This window comes from Corallococcus macrosporus (genome assembly GCF_017302985.1).
Lineage (GTDB): Bacteria > Myxococcota > Myxococcia > Myxococcales > Myxococcaceae > Corallococcus > Corallococcus macrosporus_A.
In genome coordinates this window covers 145,400-160,608 of sequence record NZ_JAFIMU010000002.1, presented here as the reverse complement: position 1 = coordinate 160,608, position 15,209 = coordinate 145,400, and the positions used below count along the sequence as shown (strand labels likewise).

The window sequence follows — 15,209 nt, the reverse complement described above, 5'->3', positions numbered from 1 at the left end:
CGCCTACGGAGCGCCTTCCGGAGGTCCGGAGGGCGCCTTCTTCCTGCGGGCCCGGTGGTAGTGCGCGACGCACAACCCCCGGGCCAGCACGGGCCGGCCGCACTCCGGTGAAGTACAGGCCGCGCTGACTTCCCTGGCCCCAAGGCCTGGAGCGCCCGGCCCGCCGCTGAACATCGCCTCCGCCACGGCCAGGAGGCGGTCCACGTCCTCCCGGCCCAGCTTCCGAAGCCGCACCCAGTCCACCAGCCGATGAGCCCCCGCGTCCTCCGCGTCCTCCAGCCGGAACAGCTCCCACAGCGGCAGCTCCAGCGCGGCCGCGACCTGCAGGAGCGTGTCGTAGCTGGGGTTGCGCTCGCCGCGCTCCAGCAGGGACACGAAGCTCACGGAGATGTCACACCGGGCGGCGAAGTCCTCCTGGGTGAGGCCCCGGCGCTCGCGCAGCGTGCGGATGCGGCGGGCCAGCCCCTGCAGGGACGGGCCGGCGTCGCTGTCGTCCGGGGGGTGGGAGCGCATGGACGCGCGCATCGTAGCGCACCCCTTCTGTTAAGGTTTTCCGTCTGTCCCCAGGAGTGAAGCCCGCCATGAACGCCGTCGACGGCACCAACTACTACTTCCGCAAGGCCGCGCGGGTGATGGACGTGGGCACGCCCATCGAGACGCTCCTGGCCACGCCCCTGCGCGAGGTGAAGGTGCAGGTGTCCATCGAGATGGACTCCGGCGAAATCCGCACGTTCCTGGGCTACCGCATCCAGCACGACAACAGCCGCGGCCCCATGAAGGGCGGCCTGCGCTACCACCCCGCCCTGGACCAGGACGAGTGCGTGTCGCTCGCGTCGCTGATGACGTGGAAGACCGCCGTGGTGAACGTGCCCTACGGCGGCGCCAAGGGCGGCGTGGCGTGCGACCCCGCGCAGATGAGCCTCAAGGAAGTGGAGCGGCTCACGCGCAAGTTCGTGGATCAGATTCAGGACGTCATCGGGCCCACGCGCGACATCCCCGCGCCGGACGTCAACACCAACCCCCAGGTGATGGCCTGGGTGATGGACCAGTACTCGCGCTACCACGGGCACTCCCCCGCGGTGGTGACGGGCAAGCCGCTGGAGCTCTACGGCTCCAAGGGCCGTGAGGCCGCCACCGGGCGCGGGCTGCTCTACGTGTGCCGCGAAATCCTGCGGGATCTGGGCATGCCGGTGAAGGGCACGCGCTTCGCCATCCAGGGCTTCGGCAACGTGGGCAGCCACATCGCGCAGCTCATCTGGGGCGACGGCGGCGTGGTGGTGGCCGCGTCCGACGTGCTGGGCGGCATGTACAACCCGCTGGGCCTGGACGTGCCCTCGCTCTTCGAGCACGTGAAGCGCACCGGCACCGTGACGGGCTTCTCCGGCGGCACGCCCTGCACCAACGAGGACGTGCTCGCGGCGGACTGTGAGGTGCTCATCCCCGCGGCGCTGGGCCACGTGCTCACCCGCGACAACGCCAACAGCGTGCGCGCGCGCCTGGTGGTGGAGGGCGCCAACGGCCCCACCCAGCCGGAGGCGGACGACATCCTGGAGAAGCGCGGCATCTTCGTGGTGCCGGACATCCTGGCCAGCGCGGGCGGCGTGACGGTGAGCTACCTGGAGTGGGTGCAGAACCTCCAGCACGTCTCCTGGGAGGAGGACCGCGTCAACGCGGAGCTGGAGAAGACGATGAAGGAGGCCTACGACCGGGTGGCGCAGATTGCCCGCTCCCGGAAGGTCTCCATGCGGACGGCCGCCTACATCCTGGCCATTGGCCGGGTGGGCAAGGCCACGGTGCTGCGCGGCATCTGACGCGCTCCGCCACATCGCGGACAGGCAGGCGTGGGCTCCGGGTCCCTTCCGTACGGGCCCGGCTTCCGCTACACGCCCGGCCATGATGGTCACCTTGCAGGACATCCAGGCGGCGCGCGAGCGGCTCCGCACCGCGCTGCGCCCCACGCCGTGCCCCGCGTCGGACTACTTCACGGAGAAGACCGACTGCGCGGTGGTGTACTTCAAGCTGGAGAACCTCCAGCGCACCGGCGCCTTCAAGGAGCGCGGCGCCCTCAACAAGCTGCTGACGCTGACGGAAGACGAGAAGCGCCGCGGCGTCATCGCGGCCTCCGCCGGCAACCACGCCCAGGGCGTCGCGTACCACGCGCGGCGGCTGGGCATCCGCGCCACCATCGTGATGCCGGAGCGCACGCCGCTCATCAAGGTCACGCGCACGCGGGACGACTACGGCGCGCGCGTGGTGCTCAAGGGCGCCAACTTCGACGAGGCCTACGCGGAGGCGCTGCGCATCCAGGCCGCGGAGAGCCTGGTCTTCGTGCACCCGTTCAACGACCCGCACGTCATCGCGGGCCAGGGCACCCTCGGCCTGGAGCTGCTGGAGCAGTGCCCGGACCTGGAGCTGGTGGTGGTGCCGGTGGGCGGCGGCGGGCTCATCTCCGGCGTGGCCGTGGCGCTGAAGCAGACGAACCCGCGCATCCAGGTGGTGGGCGTGCAGGCCTCCACCATCGCCAGCATGAAGGCGTCGCTGGATGCGGGGAAGCGCACGGAGCTCACCTCCGCGGGCACCACCATCGCGGACGGCATCGCGGTGAAGATTCCGGGCGAGCTCACCTTCGAGCACGTGCGCAAGTACGTGGACGCGGTGGTGACGGTGGACGAGGAGGAGATCGCCGCCGCCATCCTCATGCTGCTGGAGCAGGAGAAGTCGGTGGCGGAGGGCGCGGGCGCGACGGGGCTGGCGGCGCTCGTCAACGGCCGGATCCCCCAGGCGAAGGGCAAGCGCGTCGCCATCATCATCGGGGGCGGCAACATCGACATGAACGTCATCAGCCGCATCATCGAGCGGGGCCTCGTGAAGGCGGGCCGCCTGGTGCAGCTGGAGGTCCGCCTGCCGGACCGCCCCGGCATGCTCGCGCGGCTCACCACGCAGATCGCCGAGCTGCGCGCCAACGTGGTGGACCTGCACCACGACCGCGCCTTCTCCAAGGCGGGCCTGGGCGAGGCCACGGTGGAGGTGATGCTGGAGACCACCGGCCACGCCCACATCCAGGAGCTGATGACCGCGCTGGAGTCTCAGGGCTGGCAGGTCGCCCGGACGTAGGGCAGGGAGGCTTGCGCGGGCGCTCCGGGGTTCGGCGATACTCCGGAAACCCATGAACACGCCCCTCATCGCCCTGCTGCTCCTTGCCGCCGCTCCTCCCGCGCAGAAGGCGAAGGAGCTGGCGGCCCACAAGGAGTGGGAGGAGCTGTACCTCGCCTTCGCGGCCGCGGACCCCGCCTCGTATCCGGAGGCGCAGCGGCCGTCCGTGGCGGCCCCGCTGCTCAAGGGCTGCGAGGCGCTGCTCGCGGACGACGCGGTGATGGCGTACTCGCTGGGCGAGCGCGCCGTGGCCTTCCAGGAGACGGCGGGCGGGCTGCGCTGCCTGGCGCGCTCCGCGCTGAAGACGGATCAGCGGGCCGCCGCGGAGGAGGCGCTGAAGAAGGGCCTGGCGGCCTTCCCCAAGGACGGCGCGTTCGCGCTGGAGCTGGGACGGCTGCAGCTCCTGGACAAGGACCCGGCGGGGGCGCTGGCCACGCTGCAGCAGGTGCCCCCGAAGTCCAAGGAGGCCGCGGAGGCGCGCAAGCTGATGCAGCAGGCGCGCTCGCAGGCGTCGGAGGAGGGCTCCGCGCGGCGCGAGGCGGAGCGCCTGGAGCAGCGGATGAACGGCGAGCCCGCGACCGGGGACACGCGCCAGGCGCGGGCGACTTCGGGCGGAGACGTCCGGCCCGCGGGCCTGAGCTACGAGTCCGGCGTGGGCAAGGACGGCATGCGCGTGCGCCAGAACAGCCGCTTCGCCATCCGCTACTTCAACAGCGACCGGGACTTCGGCCAGCGCGCGGAGTACGAGGGCAAGGTCGTGTCCGCGCTGGACGAGGCCTATGACTTCACCCAGCGCACGCTGGGGCGGGCCCGCGCGCGGCAGCTGAACGTGGTGCTCTACACCCGCGACGAGTTCGCCACGCACATGGGCGCCACGTTCGCGGCCCGGGTGGCCGGCCTGTACTCCGAGGACGCCATCCGCATGAACGACGCGGCGGAGCTGACGCAGGCGACGAAGGCCACGCTGGTCCACGAGTACGTGCACGCGGCGGTGGATGAAATCTCCCCGCGCGGCGGCGGCGCCCTGCCCCGCTGGTTCAACGAGGGCCTGGCCGAGTACATCGAGTGGCGCTACCTGGGGCTGGACGGCCCGCCGCGCAACCTGCGGGACGTGATGCGCGCCCGCTCGAAGCAGGGGGCCCTGCCGAAGCTGTCGGACATGGACTCGCGGGCGCCCATCACCCTGTCCCAGCCGGAGATCGCCTACGGCACCTCCGCCATGGCGGTGCGGGAGCTGGTGCGGCTGGGCGGCCCGGACAAGCTGCTGGCCTTCATCGAGAAGGCGGGCCAGGCCGACTCCTTCCAGGAGGTCCTGAAGGCCACCTACGAGAAGGACTTCGCGGGCCTGGACGCGGCGGTGCATGCCGCCCTCTCGGGGAGGTAGCGGCCGGTCGGGCGTGGCGGATTGGTTTACCCCCTGGCGGGAGTCCCCTACACTCGCGGGCCTCCAAGATTTTCGCTGCGGCGGTCCCCCTGTTGGACGCTGGCGCAGCAAGGTGACGGATGTCCGATACGCGCGCCGCGATGAGAGAGTTCCGCTTCCTGGATGAGAAGCGGAAGCTGGGAAGCCTGTCCGCTGTCGAGGAGGCTCGCTGGGTCGAGTTGCGCGGCCTCTTGGGCATCCAGGACGCGGCGGACACCGCGGCGGCGGCCCAGGCGTACGCCCAGCCCGAGCAGCAGCCCCAGGGGTACTACGGCGAGGATGGCCAGTGGTACGCCTACCCCGCCGGCTACGACCCGAACGCGCAGGGCTACTACGGCGAGGACGGCCAGTGGTACGCGTACCCCGCCGGCTACGACCCGAACGCGCAGGGCTACTACGGCGAGGACGGCCAGTGGTACGCGTACCCCGCCGGCTACGACCCGAACGCGGCGGCGTATGATCCGAACGCGGCGTGGGCGCAGCAGGGCTATGACCCGAACGCCGCGTATGACCCGAACGCCGCGTATGACCCGAACGCCGCGGGCTACGCGGCCCCGGTGGATCCGCAGGCCGACGGGTACGTCCCGCAGGCGCCCTCCGAACAGGACAGCCTGAGCCTCAGCACGGATGACATCGACATCCCGTCGTTGAGCGAGCCCGCGCCGTGGATGCCGCAGGCACCGGTGGCGGCAGCGCCCGCTGCGGCGCCGGCGGAGTCGTGGGGGACGGGCGCGGAGGATGACTTCTCCGGGTTGTCGGTGGAGACGCCGCCCCCGGTGGCGGCCGCCGCGCCGGAGCCTTCGCTGGAGGATTCGTTCGCGGACCTGTCGATGGAGGTCGAGGCGGAGGCCCAGGCCCCGGTGACGTCCGGGCTGGATCCGATGGCGGAGGCGCTGGCCTCCGCGGAGCAGGCGGCGGGAGACGCGGAGCTGCTGGAGGCGGAGCCCGAGGCCGAGGCGGTGCTGGCCGAGGACCTGGCGCCGGCGCCCATGGACGCGGCGTGGGATGCGGCGCCGCTCGCGGTGGAGTCCGAGGAGTCCGGGGCCAGCGCGCTCGACACGGCGCCGCTCGCGGTGGAGCCGACGGCGTCCGCCGAGGGTGGGAGCGCGGAGTGGGATTGGAGCGACGTCGCGACGGCGGAGCCCGCAGCGTCCACGGAAGTGGCCGTGGAGGCGCAGCCTGTCGCCACGGAGACTGCGGGAGCGTGGGGCGCGGATGCGTCCCCTGTCGCTGAAGCGCCGGAGTCCGGTGGGGAGATCGCGCTCGGCGCGGGTGACATCGCGGAGGAGATCGCCCTGGGCACGGGCGACGTCGCGACGGAGTGGCAGGCGTCCGGCGAAGATCCGGCGGGCGTCGCGTCCGATGCGGCCCCTGCCGAAGAGATCGCGCTCGACGCGAACGACGTTGCCCACGAAGGCGACGCGGACTGGTCCGATGGCGGCGCGGCCTCGGCGGTCGCGGCCGGTGTGGAGGCCCAGACCTTCGACGTGGCCGACCTGGGCGCAGAGGAGGAGCAGCAGCTCACTCCGCCGCCCTCCCCGTTCGCGAACGAGACGGGTGTTCCGTCGCTGCGGATCCGCAGCATCCCTGTCGGTCCGGACATCGAAGCCGACACGCTGGAGCTTGGCGCGGATGACGTCGAGCCCGCGGCCGGAGCCGTCCAGGTCTCGGAGCAGTGGGGCGAGCTGAGCGGCAGCGCCGACGAAGCCGTGCCGCTGGCCACCGCGGCCGAGTCGCTCGCCGAAGCGCAGTCCACCGAGCCATCCGCGTGGAATGCCTCGGGTGAGGATGCGCAGCAGTGGTCCGCCGAGGGCACGCCCTCCGACGCGACCGATACCGTGGGCTTGCAGGACGCGTCCGCCGCCATCGAGCTGCAGCCCGAGTGGGCCGCCGATGCCGCGGAGCCCGCCGCCATCGAGCTGCAGCCCGAGTGGGCGTCCACCGCTGACACGTCTGCGCAGCCCACCGCGAACGCCACGCCCGCCTGGGATGCCCCGGCCGCGGAATCCGCGTGGGCCGCATCGACGTCGGCGTCGACCCCTGAGGCCCAGGGCGGAGCGACGTCGCAGGTCGAAGAAGCCCCGCTGATCGAAGCCCGGTCCGAGTGGGCCACGGAAGAAGCCGCCCCTATCGCCCAGGCGTCCGAAGAAGCCGCTCTCATCGAGGCCCAGCCTGAATGGGCCACGGAGGAAGGCGCCACGCCTGACGCTGAGCAGACCGGCTGGGGTACGGCCGAGGCGCAGTCCGAGTGGGCCACCAACGGAAGCGCAGCCGCCATTCCCACGCAGCCGCAGTGGGCGACCACGGAAGCCGCGCCGATCGAGGCCCAGCCCGAGTGGGCCACCACCGACGACGCTCCCATCGAAGCGCAGCCGGAATGGGCCACGGAAGAGACCGCACCCGTCGCCGCCGCGCAGTCTGAATGGGCCACGGCGGAAGAGACCGCGCCCGTCGCCGCTCAGCCTGAGTGGGCCACGGAAGAGACCGCACCTGTCGCTGCCCAGCCTGAGTTGACCGCCGCGGAAGGCACCACGCCTGACGCCGCGCAGGCAGGGTGGGCCACGGAAGAAGCCGCGCCGATCGAGGCACAGCCTGAGTGGGCGACCGAAGAGGCCGCTGCACCGGTCGCTGATCAGTCCACCTGGGCCACTGCGGAAGAAGCCGCACCGATTGAGGCCCAGCCCGAGTGGGCCACGGAAGAAGCCGCGCCCGTCGCCGCACAGCCGGCGTGGACCGCCTCCGAAGAAGCCGCGCCGATTGAGGCCCAGCCCGAGTGGGCCACTGAGGAAGCGGCCGCGCCGATCGAGGCACAGCCCGAGTGGGCCACGACCGAAGCTGCCTCACCGGTTGCCACGCAGTCTGAGTGGAGCGCCACGGAAGAGGCTGCGCCGATCGAGGCACAGCCCGAGTGGGCCACGGAAGAAGCCGCCGCACCGGTTGCAGTGCAGTCCGAGTGGGCCACGGAAGAAGCCGCCGCACCGGTTGCCGCGCAGTCCGAGTGGGCCTCGACGGAAGAGGCGGCACCGATTGAGGCCCAGCCTGAGTGGGCCACGACCGATGCCACCGCACCGGTCGCCGCGCAGTCCGAGTGGAGCGCCACGGAAGACGCAGCGCTGATTGAGGCCCAGCCGGAGTGGGCCACGGAAGAAGCCGCCGCACCGGTCGCCGCCCAGCCGGAGTGGACCGCGTCCGAAGAAGCCGCGCCCATTGAGGTCCAGCCAGAAGAGGCCGCGCCGATCGAGGCCCAGCCTGAATGGGCCACCGTGGAAGAAGCCGCGCCCATCGAGGCTCAGCCTGAAGAGGCCGCGCCGATCGAGGCCCAGCCTGAATGGGCCACCGTGGAAGAAGCCGCGCCCATCGAGGCTCAGCCTGAGTGGGCCACGGAAGAGGCTGCACCCGTCGCCGCTCAGCCGGCGTGGACCGCCGCTGAAGAAGCCGCGCCCATCGAGGCTCAGCCCGAGTGGGCCACGGAAGCTGCTCCCGTTTCTGCGCAGTCCGCGTGGGCCACCACGGACGCTGCGCCGGTCGCTGATCAGTCCGAATGGGCCACTGCTGAAGGCTCCGCGCCGGTCGCCACGCAGTCCGAGTGGGCGACCGCTGAAGACACCACGTCGGCTACGGATCAGTCCGAATCGGCGGCTGCTGAAGGCACTGCACTGGTTGCTGATCAGTCCGCATGGGCCACCGCTGAAGGCACGACGCCGGCCACGGCTCAGTCCGAGTGGACCTCGACGGAAGAGGCCGCCCCTATCGAAGCCCAGCCTGAATGGGCGACCGAAGAGGCCGCTACGCCTGCCGTAGCGCAGTCCGAGTGGGCTACGGAAGAGGCCGCGCCCATCGAGGCTCAGCCTGAATGGGCCACCGAGGAAGCCGCGCCCGTCGCCGCACAACCGGCGTGGAGCGCGTCTGAAGAAGCCGCGCCGATCGAGGCTCAGCCCGAATGGGCCACCGAGGAAGCCGCACCGATTGAGGCGCAGCCCGAGTGGGCCACGGAAGAAGCCGCGCCCGTCGCAGCACAGCCAACGTGGACCGCCTCCGAGGAAGCCGCGCCCATCGAGGCTCAGCCCGAGTGGGCCACGGAAGAGGCTGCGCCCGTCGCAGCACAGCCGCCGTGGACTGCCTCTGAGGAAGCCGCGCCCATCGAGGCTCAGCCTGAGTGGGCCACGGAAGAGGCTGCACCCGTCGCCGCTCAGCCGGCGTGGAACGCGTCCGAAGAGGCCGCGCCCATTGAGGCTCAGCCCGAGTGGGCCACGGAAGAAGCCGCTCCTGTCGCCGCTCAGCCGGAGTGGGCCGCCTCCGAGGAAGCGCCCATCGAAGCCCAGCCTGAGTGGGCCACGGAAGAAGCTGCTCCCGTCGCCACTCAGCCGGCATGGACCGCGTCTGAAGAGGCCGCGCCCATCGAGGCTCAGCCTGAGTGGGCCACGGAAGAGGCCGCGCCCATCGAAGCCCAGCCTGAATGGGCCACGGAAGAGGCCGCGCCCGTCGCCGCTCAGTCCGAGTGGGCCTCCACGGACGCCGCGCCTGTCGCCGCTCAGCCGGAGTGGGCCGCCTCCGAGGAAGCCCCCATCGAAGCCGAACCGGAATGGGCGTCCACGGAGGATGTGACTCCGGGCGCGGATCAGCCTTGGTCCGCCACGGACGCTTCGGCTCCCGCCGCTCAGCCGGAATGGGCCGCCTCCGAGGACCCCAATGCCGGAGCCGCCTGGGCCCAGCCTTCCGGCGCCCAGCAGCCGTGGGACGCCCCCGTCGAGGAGGCCGCCTCCGAGTGGGAGGCGCCGCCCACCACGCCGGAGTGGGCCGCCCCTGAAGCCCCCGCCGCACGCTCGACGTGGGGCGCGCCCAAGGAGGCCCAGCCCGACTGGATGGCCGACTCCGCGCCCGCGGCCCCCGCCGCCGGGTGGAGCGAGCCCGTCGCCGAGGAAGAGGTCTCCCTCACCGACATCACCGCCCCCACCTGGGCCGCCCAGCCCGCCGCCGAGGCTCCGTCCTCCGGTTGGGAGGAGCCCGCCGTCGACGTGGACGCGGAGCTCGACGCCACGCCCGCCCTCGACGTCGAGGAGGTGGAGCCCGAGTCCGACCCCGTCGCCGACATCGAGCTCGTCGAGGACGTCGTCCCCGCGCTGCCCGTCGCGGCCATGCCTCCTCCTCCGCCGCCCCCGCCGGCCCTGTCACTCGCCGCCACGCCCGTGGCCCGGCTGACGCCCTCCTCCCCGGCCATTCCCACCGTCCGGGGCCCGGCGCCCGTCGCCGCCGCGACGCCGGTCATGGCCGCCACGCCCGTGACGGCCAACCACCTGCGCCCCACGGAAGACACGCTGTTCGAAGTGCCCGGGGACGGCTTCGCCTCCGCCACCAGCTCCTTCGTGGAGGGCGAGCACCGCGTCATCATCCACACCGTCGAAGGTCAGGTGAAGCGCGGCACCATCCGCGACGCGGACCTCCTGGAGGACACCATCTCCCTGGAGCAGCAGAGCGGCTTCGCCCCGGAGCGCATCCCCGGCAAGCGCGTGAAGGCCATCTTCTTCATGCTCGCCGCGGGCGCGCGTCAGCCGCAGGCGGAAGGCTCCAAGATTCGCGTCACCTTCAACGACGGCCGCCAGGTGGCCGGCTTCTCCCAGGACTTCAAGGGCCCCACCCCGGGCTTCTTCGTCGTCCCCGCCGACACCCGCACCAACACCGCGCGCATCTTCATCTACCGCGCCAGCGTGCAGGCCGTCGCCGAGGGCTGAGCGCAGCCGCCGCCCGTCCCCGGCCCACCGGGGACAAAAAAAGAGGGGCCCCGGTCACCCGAGGCCCCTCTCTTCATTTCAGCTTGGTGAAGACGACGCGGACTACTTCGTGTCCTTGGCCGCCGGCGCCGCCGCCTCGGCCTTCTTCGTGGTCTCCAGGTCCAGGGTGATGGTCACCTCGTCACCCACCGCCACGCCGCCGGCCTCCAGCGCCTTGTTCCAGGTCAGGCCGAAGTCGCTGCGCTTGATCTTCGTGGTCGCCACGGCGCCGCGGCGCACGTTGCCCCAGGCGTCCTTCGTCTCCGCCGTCGGGCCTTCCACGGCCAGCGTCACCGGCTTGGTCACGCCGTGCATGGTCAGGTCGCCCGTGACGTTCAGCTTGTCCTTGCCGGCCTTCGCCACCTTCGTGGACTTGAAGGTGATGGTCGGGAACTTCTCCACGTCGAAGAAGTCCGCGCTCTTCAGGTGCTCGTCGCGCTTGGGCTCGTTGGTGTTGATGGTCTTCGCGTCGATGGTGGCCTCGATGGTGGACTTGGTGACGTCCTTGTCATCCAGGTTCACGGCGCCCTTCACGTTGCTGAACGTGCCGCGCACGTTGGACACCATCATGTGCTTCACGGCGAACTGCGCGCTGGAGTGCGACGAGTCAATCTCCCACGCGGACGCGAACGCGAACGACGGGGCGGCGACGGCGAGCAGCGTGACGGCGGACTTGAGGGACAGCTTCATGGTGTGACTCCTTGGAGTTTGCGGACTGCGAGGTTCAGGCGCGCAGCGCGAAGCTGCGCATGGACAAGGTTCCGTGATGGAAGCCCTCGAACACGGGGGTGATGCGGTCCTCGGGGAGGGCAGCTCCGAGGACGAAATAGATGGGCAGCCAGTGCTCGGCGGATGGATGCGCGACCCGCGAATTCGGTGCGTCCATCCACGACTGAAGCCCGATGAAGTCGCGTGCGGCAAGTTTTCCTGCGACCCACGCATCGAACTCGGCGGCCCATGGCTCCACGGACGCCAGCTTGGATCTGAAATTCACCCGGCGCAGGTTGTGCACCACCCCGCCGCTGCCCATGAGCAGCACGCCCTCCGCGCGCAGCGGACGCAGCGCCTCGCCCATGCGCGCCACCTGCGCGGGCGTCGCGTCCGCCGGCAGCGCCACCTGCACCACGGGCACGCGCGCCTCCGGGAAGGCATGCAGCAGGGGCACCCAGACGCCGTGGTCCAGCCCGCGCTCGGCGTCCCCCACCGCGGGTACGCCCGCCGCGGACAGCCGCGCCACCACGTCCTGCGCCAGGGCCGGCGCGCCGGGCGGTGCGTAGCGCAGCCGGTACATCGCTTCCGGGAAGCCGTAGAAGTCGTAGACGAGCGGCGGAGCGGCCATCGCGGTGACGTGCACGCGCGCGTCCGTCTCCCAGTGCGCGGACACCACCACCAGCGCCTTCACCGCGCCCGCGCCGTCACCGAAGCGCTTGAGCGCCTGGGGGTAGTCGTCCGCGTCCAGCGCCGTCATGGGCGAGCCGTGCGAGACGAACAGGGCCGGCGCCACCTGCCGGGCGACCGAGGGGCCAGGACCCATCACCCCCGCCACCCCGGCGGCCGCCACCCCCTGCAGCACCTCGCGTCTGTCCACCCCGGAAGCCATCGTGGCGCCTTGTACTGCAACCCCAGGACCAGCGCACCCGACACGATAACCCCATGAAATGACGGGGAATCGCTTTCCGCCCCTGAAAAACGCCTCTCAGATTGATAGGAAGGTGCATCAGTCTGAAAGGCACTGGGAGACACCGTGGCGGGTCTGGAAGGGTTGGACTTGAGGGAGCTGCTCGCGTTCGAGCCCAAGGGCGGGGTCATCCGCTTCGCCGGGCAGCGCGCGCTGTTGATGGATCCGGTGGCGCTGGGGCTCCTGCGCAAGGAGCTCATCGGGATGCTGGGGATGACGGCCGCGCGCGGCATCTTCACGCGGCTGGGCTACGCGCACGGCTGGCGCACGGCGGAGGCGATGAAGACCGCGGTGCCGTGGACGGACGAGGCGGAGTGGCGCCGCGCGGGCGGACGGCTGCACACGCTGATGGGCCAGGTGCGCGTGGAGCGCATCGAGCGCACGGACAAGGACGGCCCGGAGCCCTTCGCGGAAGCCCAGTGGCGCGACTCCTATGAAGCCGAGCAGCACCTGCTCCACCTGGGACAGGCGGACCAGCCGGTGTGCTGGAGCCTCACCGGCTTCGCGTCCGGCTACCTGAGCTACTGCAACAACAAACCCATCTACTGCGCGGAGCTCAAGTGCGTGGGCCACGGCGACGCGCTCTGCCACATCGTGGGCCGCCCCGAGGAGGAGTGGAGCAGCGAGTGCACGGAGTTCCTGCGCTTCTATGAAACGCAGTGCATGGAGGGCGTGCTCGGGCAGGTGACGGAAGCCCTGCGGCAGGCGGAGCGCAAGCTGCGCGCGAAGCGGCAGTCGCTGGCGCGCGTGTCCGGCGTGACGGAGGACCCCGCCGGCATGGTGGCCCGCGCGGAGGCCATGCAGCGCGTGCTCAACCTGGCGCGGCGCTCCGCCAAGGTGGACACCACCATCCTCGTCACCGGCGAGAGCGGCGTGGGCAAGGAGCGCATCGCCCGGCTCATCCACGACGAGTCCGGCCGCGCGCCCAAGGCCTTCATCGCCGTGAACTGCGCCGCGGTGACGGAGGGCCTGCTGGAGAGCGAGCTGTTCGGCCACGCGAAGGGCGCCTTCACCGGCGCCACGCACGACCGGCCCGGCCTCTTCGAAGCCGCGCACGGCGGCACCCTCTTCCTGGACGAGGTGGGCGAGGTGCCCCCCGCCATGCAGGCGAAGCTCCTGCGCGCCCTGCAGGAGCGCGAGGTGCGCCGCGTGGGCGAGAACACCAGCCGCAAGGTGGACGTGCGCGTGGTGGCCGCCACCAACCGCGAGCTGTCCGAGGAGGTCCGCCTGGGCCGCTTCCGCCAGGACCTCTTCTACCGGCTGCGCGTCATCGAGCTGCGCATCCCGCCCCTGCGCGAGCGCAAGGAGGACATCCTCCCCCTGGCGCGGCTGCTGCTGGCGGAGGCCGGTGAGCGCCTGGGCCGGCGTGTGACGAGCCTGTCCCCGGACGCGGCGGATCAGCTCCTGCGCTACCCGTGGCCGGGCAACGTGCGCGAGCTGGGCAACGCCATCGAGCGCGCGGTGGTGCTGTGCGAGGGCCCGCGCGTGGAGCGCGACGATTTGCCCGAAGAGGTGCGCGCCGCGCCGCCCCCGCTGGTCCCCACCGGCAACCCGCGCCGGCTGGAGGACATGGAGAAGGAGTACATCCTCGCGGTGCTGGCGCAGAACGGCGGCAACCGCTCACGCACCGCGGAGCAGCTGGACATCGGGGTGGCCACGCTCTACCGGAAGCTCAAGCAGTACGGCCACCCGGAGGCCGCGCACTAGCGTCAGTTGAGGTACTGGTCGCGGTCCGGCGGACGGTTGCGGTCCACGACGCGCAGGTGCTTGGAGCGGTCACGCAGCTGCCGCTGCAGGCGCCAGTGCTGCAACTGGAGCATCAGCCGCTTGGGGCTCGCGCCGCGCACGTACGCGAAGACGAGCACCAGGCTGATGAGCTCCGGGGCCAGCACCTGCCAGGCCGGCGCGGTGAGCAGCCGCAGCACGGTGAAGCCCGCGCCAATGGCCGCGAACCAGTTGCCCGTGAGCGGGATGCCCCAGAAGTTCGTCTGCCCCCGGCCAATCACCAGGCCGTACGCCACCCACAGCACCGTCGTCATCACCGTGCCGCCGGCGTAGAGGCTGGCCATGGGAATCACGAGCGACAGCAGCACCGTGATGAGGCCCGCGAGCACCGTGATGCCCACCGACGCCATCAACAGGCGACGGGGACCCCAGGTGGACTCCAGGAAGCCGCCGATGGACCAGATGATGATGCCGCCGAAGACGATGCCCAGCGGATCCGTGGCGATGAACGCGTAGGTGAACAGCTCCCACACGCGCAGCCCCAGCACGTCCCGGGGGTTGAGCAGCAGCAGCACACCCTGCCCTCCCCGTGTCGCCAGGAACAGCGCGGAGAACGCCACCAGTGCCACCGCCAGCTTGGCGGCCATCGAATCCAGGCCCGGGAAGCCGCCGCCGAAACCGCCGCCTCCCCGGTTGAAGCCCCGCATGGGTCGCATAGAGGCCCAAAGGTGGTGGAACACCGCCCGGTCCGCAACCCCAAATCCAGAAACGATGAAGGGCGCCCCACCCAGGTGTCACCCGGGAGAAGCGCCCTCGCATCCCACGCCTTCGCCAGCCTTGGAGCCGGTGCCTACGCCTTGTGGCGGTAGAAGAGCGTGATGGTCAGACAGTGAAACTCCTTGTCCGAGGACTGCGTGACGATCTTGTCCACGACCTCCACCGAGGAGTTCTCCTTCAGCCACTTGGTGATGTTCTCGCCCATGTTCTCGCGATCGCGCGCGAGCGTGGTGGAGAACACCTTGACTCCCGTGAAGCTGATAACGCCCATTCCAACCCTCGTGTCACCAGAGATTACAAATGTTTACCCCGAGTCGCGGGCGCCATCAAGAAACGGGCCCGACAATCCGGCCCGGGAGCGCGCCTTCGCCCTGGAGGGCAGGCCCGTGACGCGCGGGGCCCGGCCCACCGTCCACCCGCCGACAGTGCGGCGGAAAGAGGGTGGGCATGGGCCCCGGCGCTTCAGCGGCCGGCGGCGGCCCGGCGCGTCTGACAGGTGATCTCGTCCTTGCAGGCGGGACCGATGCCCTCCGGGTGGGCCGTCAGGGGCGTCTTGTCGCTCTCCTCCACGCCGCACACCACGCAGCGGCGCTTGCGGTTGCGGCGCTCGGCACGGCGCTGCTCGGCGATGGCCTTGGCCCGCTCGCGGGCCGTCTTCGCGTCCACCTCGTTGCTCATCTCACGT

11 protein-coding genes are annotated in these 15,209 nt (G+C 71.3%); 5 read left to right on the top strand and 6 right to left on the bottom strand.

Annotated elements, in window-relative coordinates; translation table 11 throughout:
- Positions 1 to 3: 3 nt before the first annotated feature.
- Positions 4 to 513, bottom strand: a complete 510-nt coding sequence (locus JYK02_RS01135; protein WP_207048002.1) for a helix-turn-helix domain-containing protein — start codon at positions 511 to 513, stop codon at positions 4 to 6.
- 68 nt (positions 514 to 581) lie between these two features.
- Here JYK02_RS01135 and JYK02_RS01130 point away from each other — a divergent pair, with 68 nt between their 5' ends.
- From JYK02_RS01130 to JYK02_RS01115, 4 genes are all read left to right on the top strand, one after another.
- The gene (locus JYK02_RS01130; protein WP_171420820.1) at positions 582 to 1,811 is read left to right on the top strand and encodes a Glu/Leu/Phe/Val family dehydrogenase; all 1,230 of its coding nucleotides are present in this window, start codon (positions 582 to 584) and stop codon (positions 1,809 to 1,811) included.
- Positions 1,812 to 1,896: 85 nt separating this feature from the next.
- On the top strand, positions 1,897 to 3,114 hold the full coding sequence (locus JYK02_RS01125) for a threonine ammonia-lyase (RefSeq protein WP_207048650.1): 1,218 nt from the start codon (positions 1,897 to 1,899) through the stop codon (positions 3,112 to 3,114).
- 52 nt (positions 3,115 to 3,166) lie between these two features.
- Positions 3,167 to 4,537: a peptidase MA family metallohydrolase gene (locus tag JYK02_RS01120; protein WP_207048001.1), complete on the top strand. Its 1,371-nt coding sequence runs from the start codon at positions 3,167 to 3,169 to the stop codon at positions 4,535 to 4,537.
- A 119-nt stretch (positions 4,538 to 4,656) separates the two neighbouring features.
- Entirely contained in the window at positions 4,657 to 10,305 is a 5,649-nt protein-coding gene (locus JYK02_RS01115; protein ID WP_207048000.1) for a DUF6982 domain-containing protein, read from the top strand.
- A 102-nt stretch (positions 10,306 to 10,407) separates the two neighbouring features.
- Here the strand turns inward: JYK02_RS01115 and JYK02_RS01110 are convergent, their stop codons facing one another.
- Together JYK02_RS01110 and JYK02_RS01105 are read right to left on the bottom strand one after the other, a co-directional pair.
- Positions 10,408 to 11,034: a YceI family protein gene (locus JYK02_RS01110; protein ID WP_207047999.1), complete on the bottom strand. Its 627-nt coding sequence runs from the start codon at positions 11,032 to 11,034 to the stop codon at positions 10,408 to 10,410.
- A gap of 34 nt (positions 11,035 to 11,068) precedes the next feature.
- Positions 11,069 to 11,944, bottom strand: a complete 876-nt coding sequence (locus tag JYK02_RS01105) for a DODA-type extradiol aromatic ring-opening family dioxygenase (protein ID WP_207047998.1) — start codon at positions 11,942 to 11,944, stop codon at positions 11,069 to 11,071.
- Between the two features lie 144 nt (positions 11,945 to 12,088).
- Here JYK02_RS01105 and JYK02_RS01100 point away from each other — a divergent pair, with 144 nt between their 5' ends.
- Complete coding sequence (locus JYK02_RS01100; protein WP_207047997.1) at positions 12,089 to 13,729, top strand: sigma 54-interacting transcriptional regulator; 1,641 nt, start codon at positions 12,089 to 12,091, stop codon at positions 13,727 to 13,729.
- Positions 13,730 to 13,731: 2 nt separating this feature from the next.
- Here JYK02_RS01100 and JYK02_RS01095 read toward each other — a convergent pair whose 3' ends face one another.
- The 3 genes from JYK02_RS01095 to JYK02_RS01085 all read right to left on the bottom strand — a co-directional run bounded on the left by JYK02_RS01095 (position 13,732) and on the right by JYK02_RS01085 (position 15,202).
- Positions 13,732 to 14,463: a DUF1751 domain-containing protein gene (locus JYK02_RS01095; protein ID WP_207047996.1), complete on the bottom strand. Its 732-nt coding sequence runs from the start codon at positions 14,461 to 14,463 to the stop codon at positions 13,732 to 13,734.
- Positions 14,464 to 14,597: 134 nt separating this feature from the next.
- Complete coding sequence (locus JYK02_RS01090; RefSeq protein ID WP_207047995.1) at positions 14,598 to 14,795, bottom strand: hypothetical protein; 198 nt, start codon at positions 14,793 to 14,795, stop codon at positions 14,598 to 14,600.
- Between the two features lie 191 nt (positions 14,796 to 14,986).
- Positions 14,987 to 15,202: a hypothetical protein gene (locus JYK02_RS01085; protein WP_120523727.1), complete on the bottom strand. Its 216-nt coding sequence runs from the start codon at positions 15,200 to 15,202 to the stop codon at positions 14,987 to 14,989.
- Positions 15,203 to 15,209 lie beyond the last annotated feature (7 nt).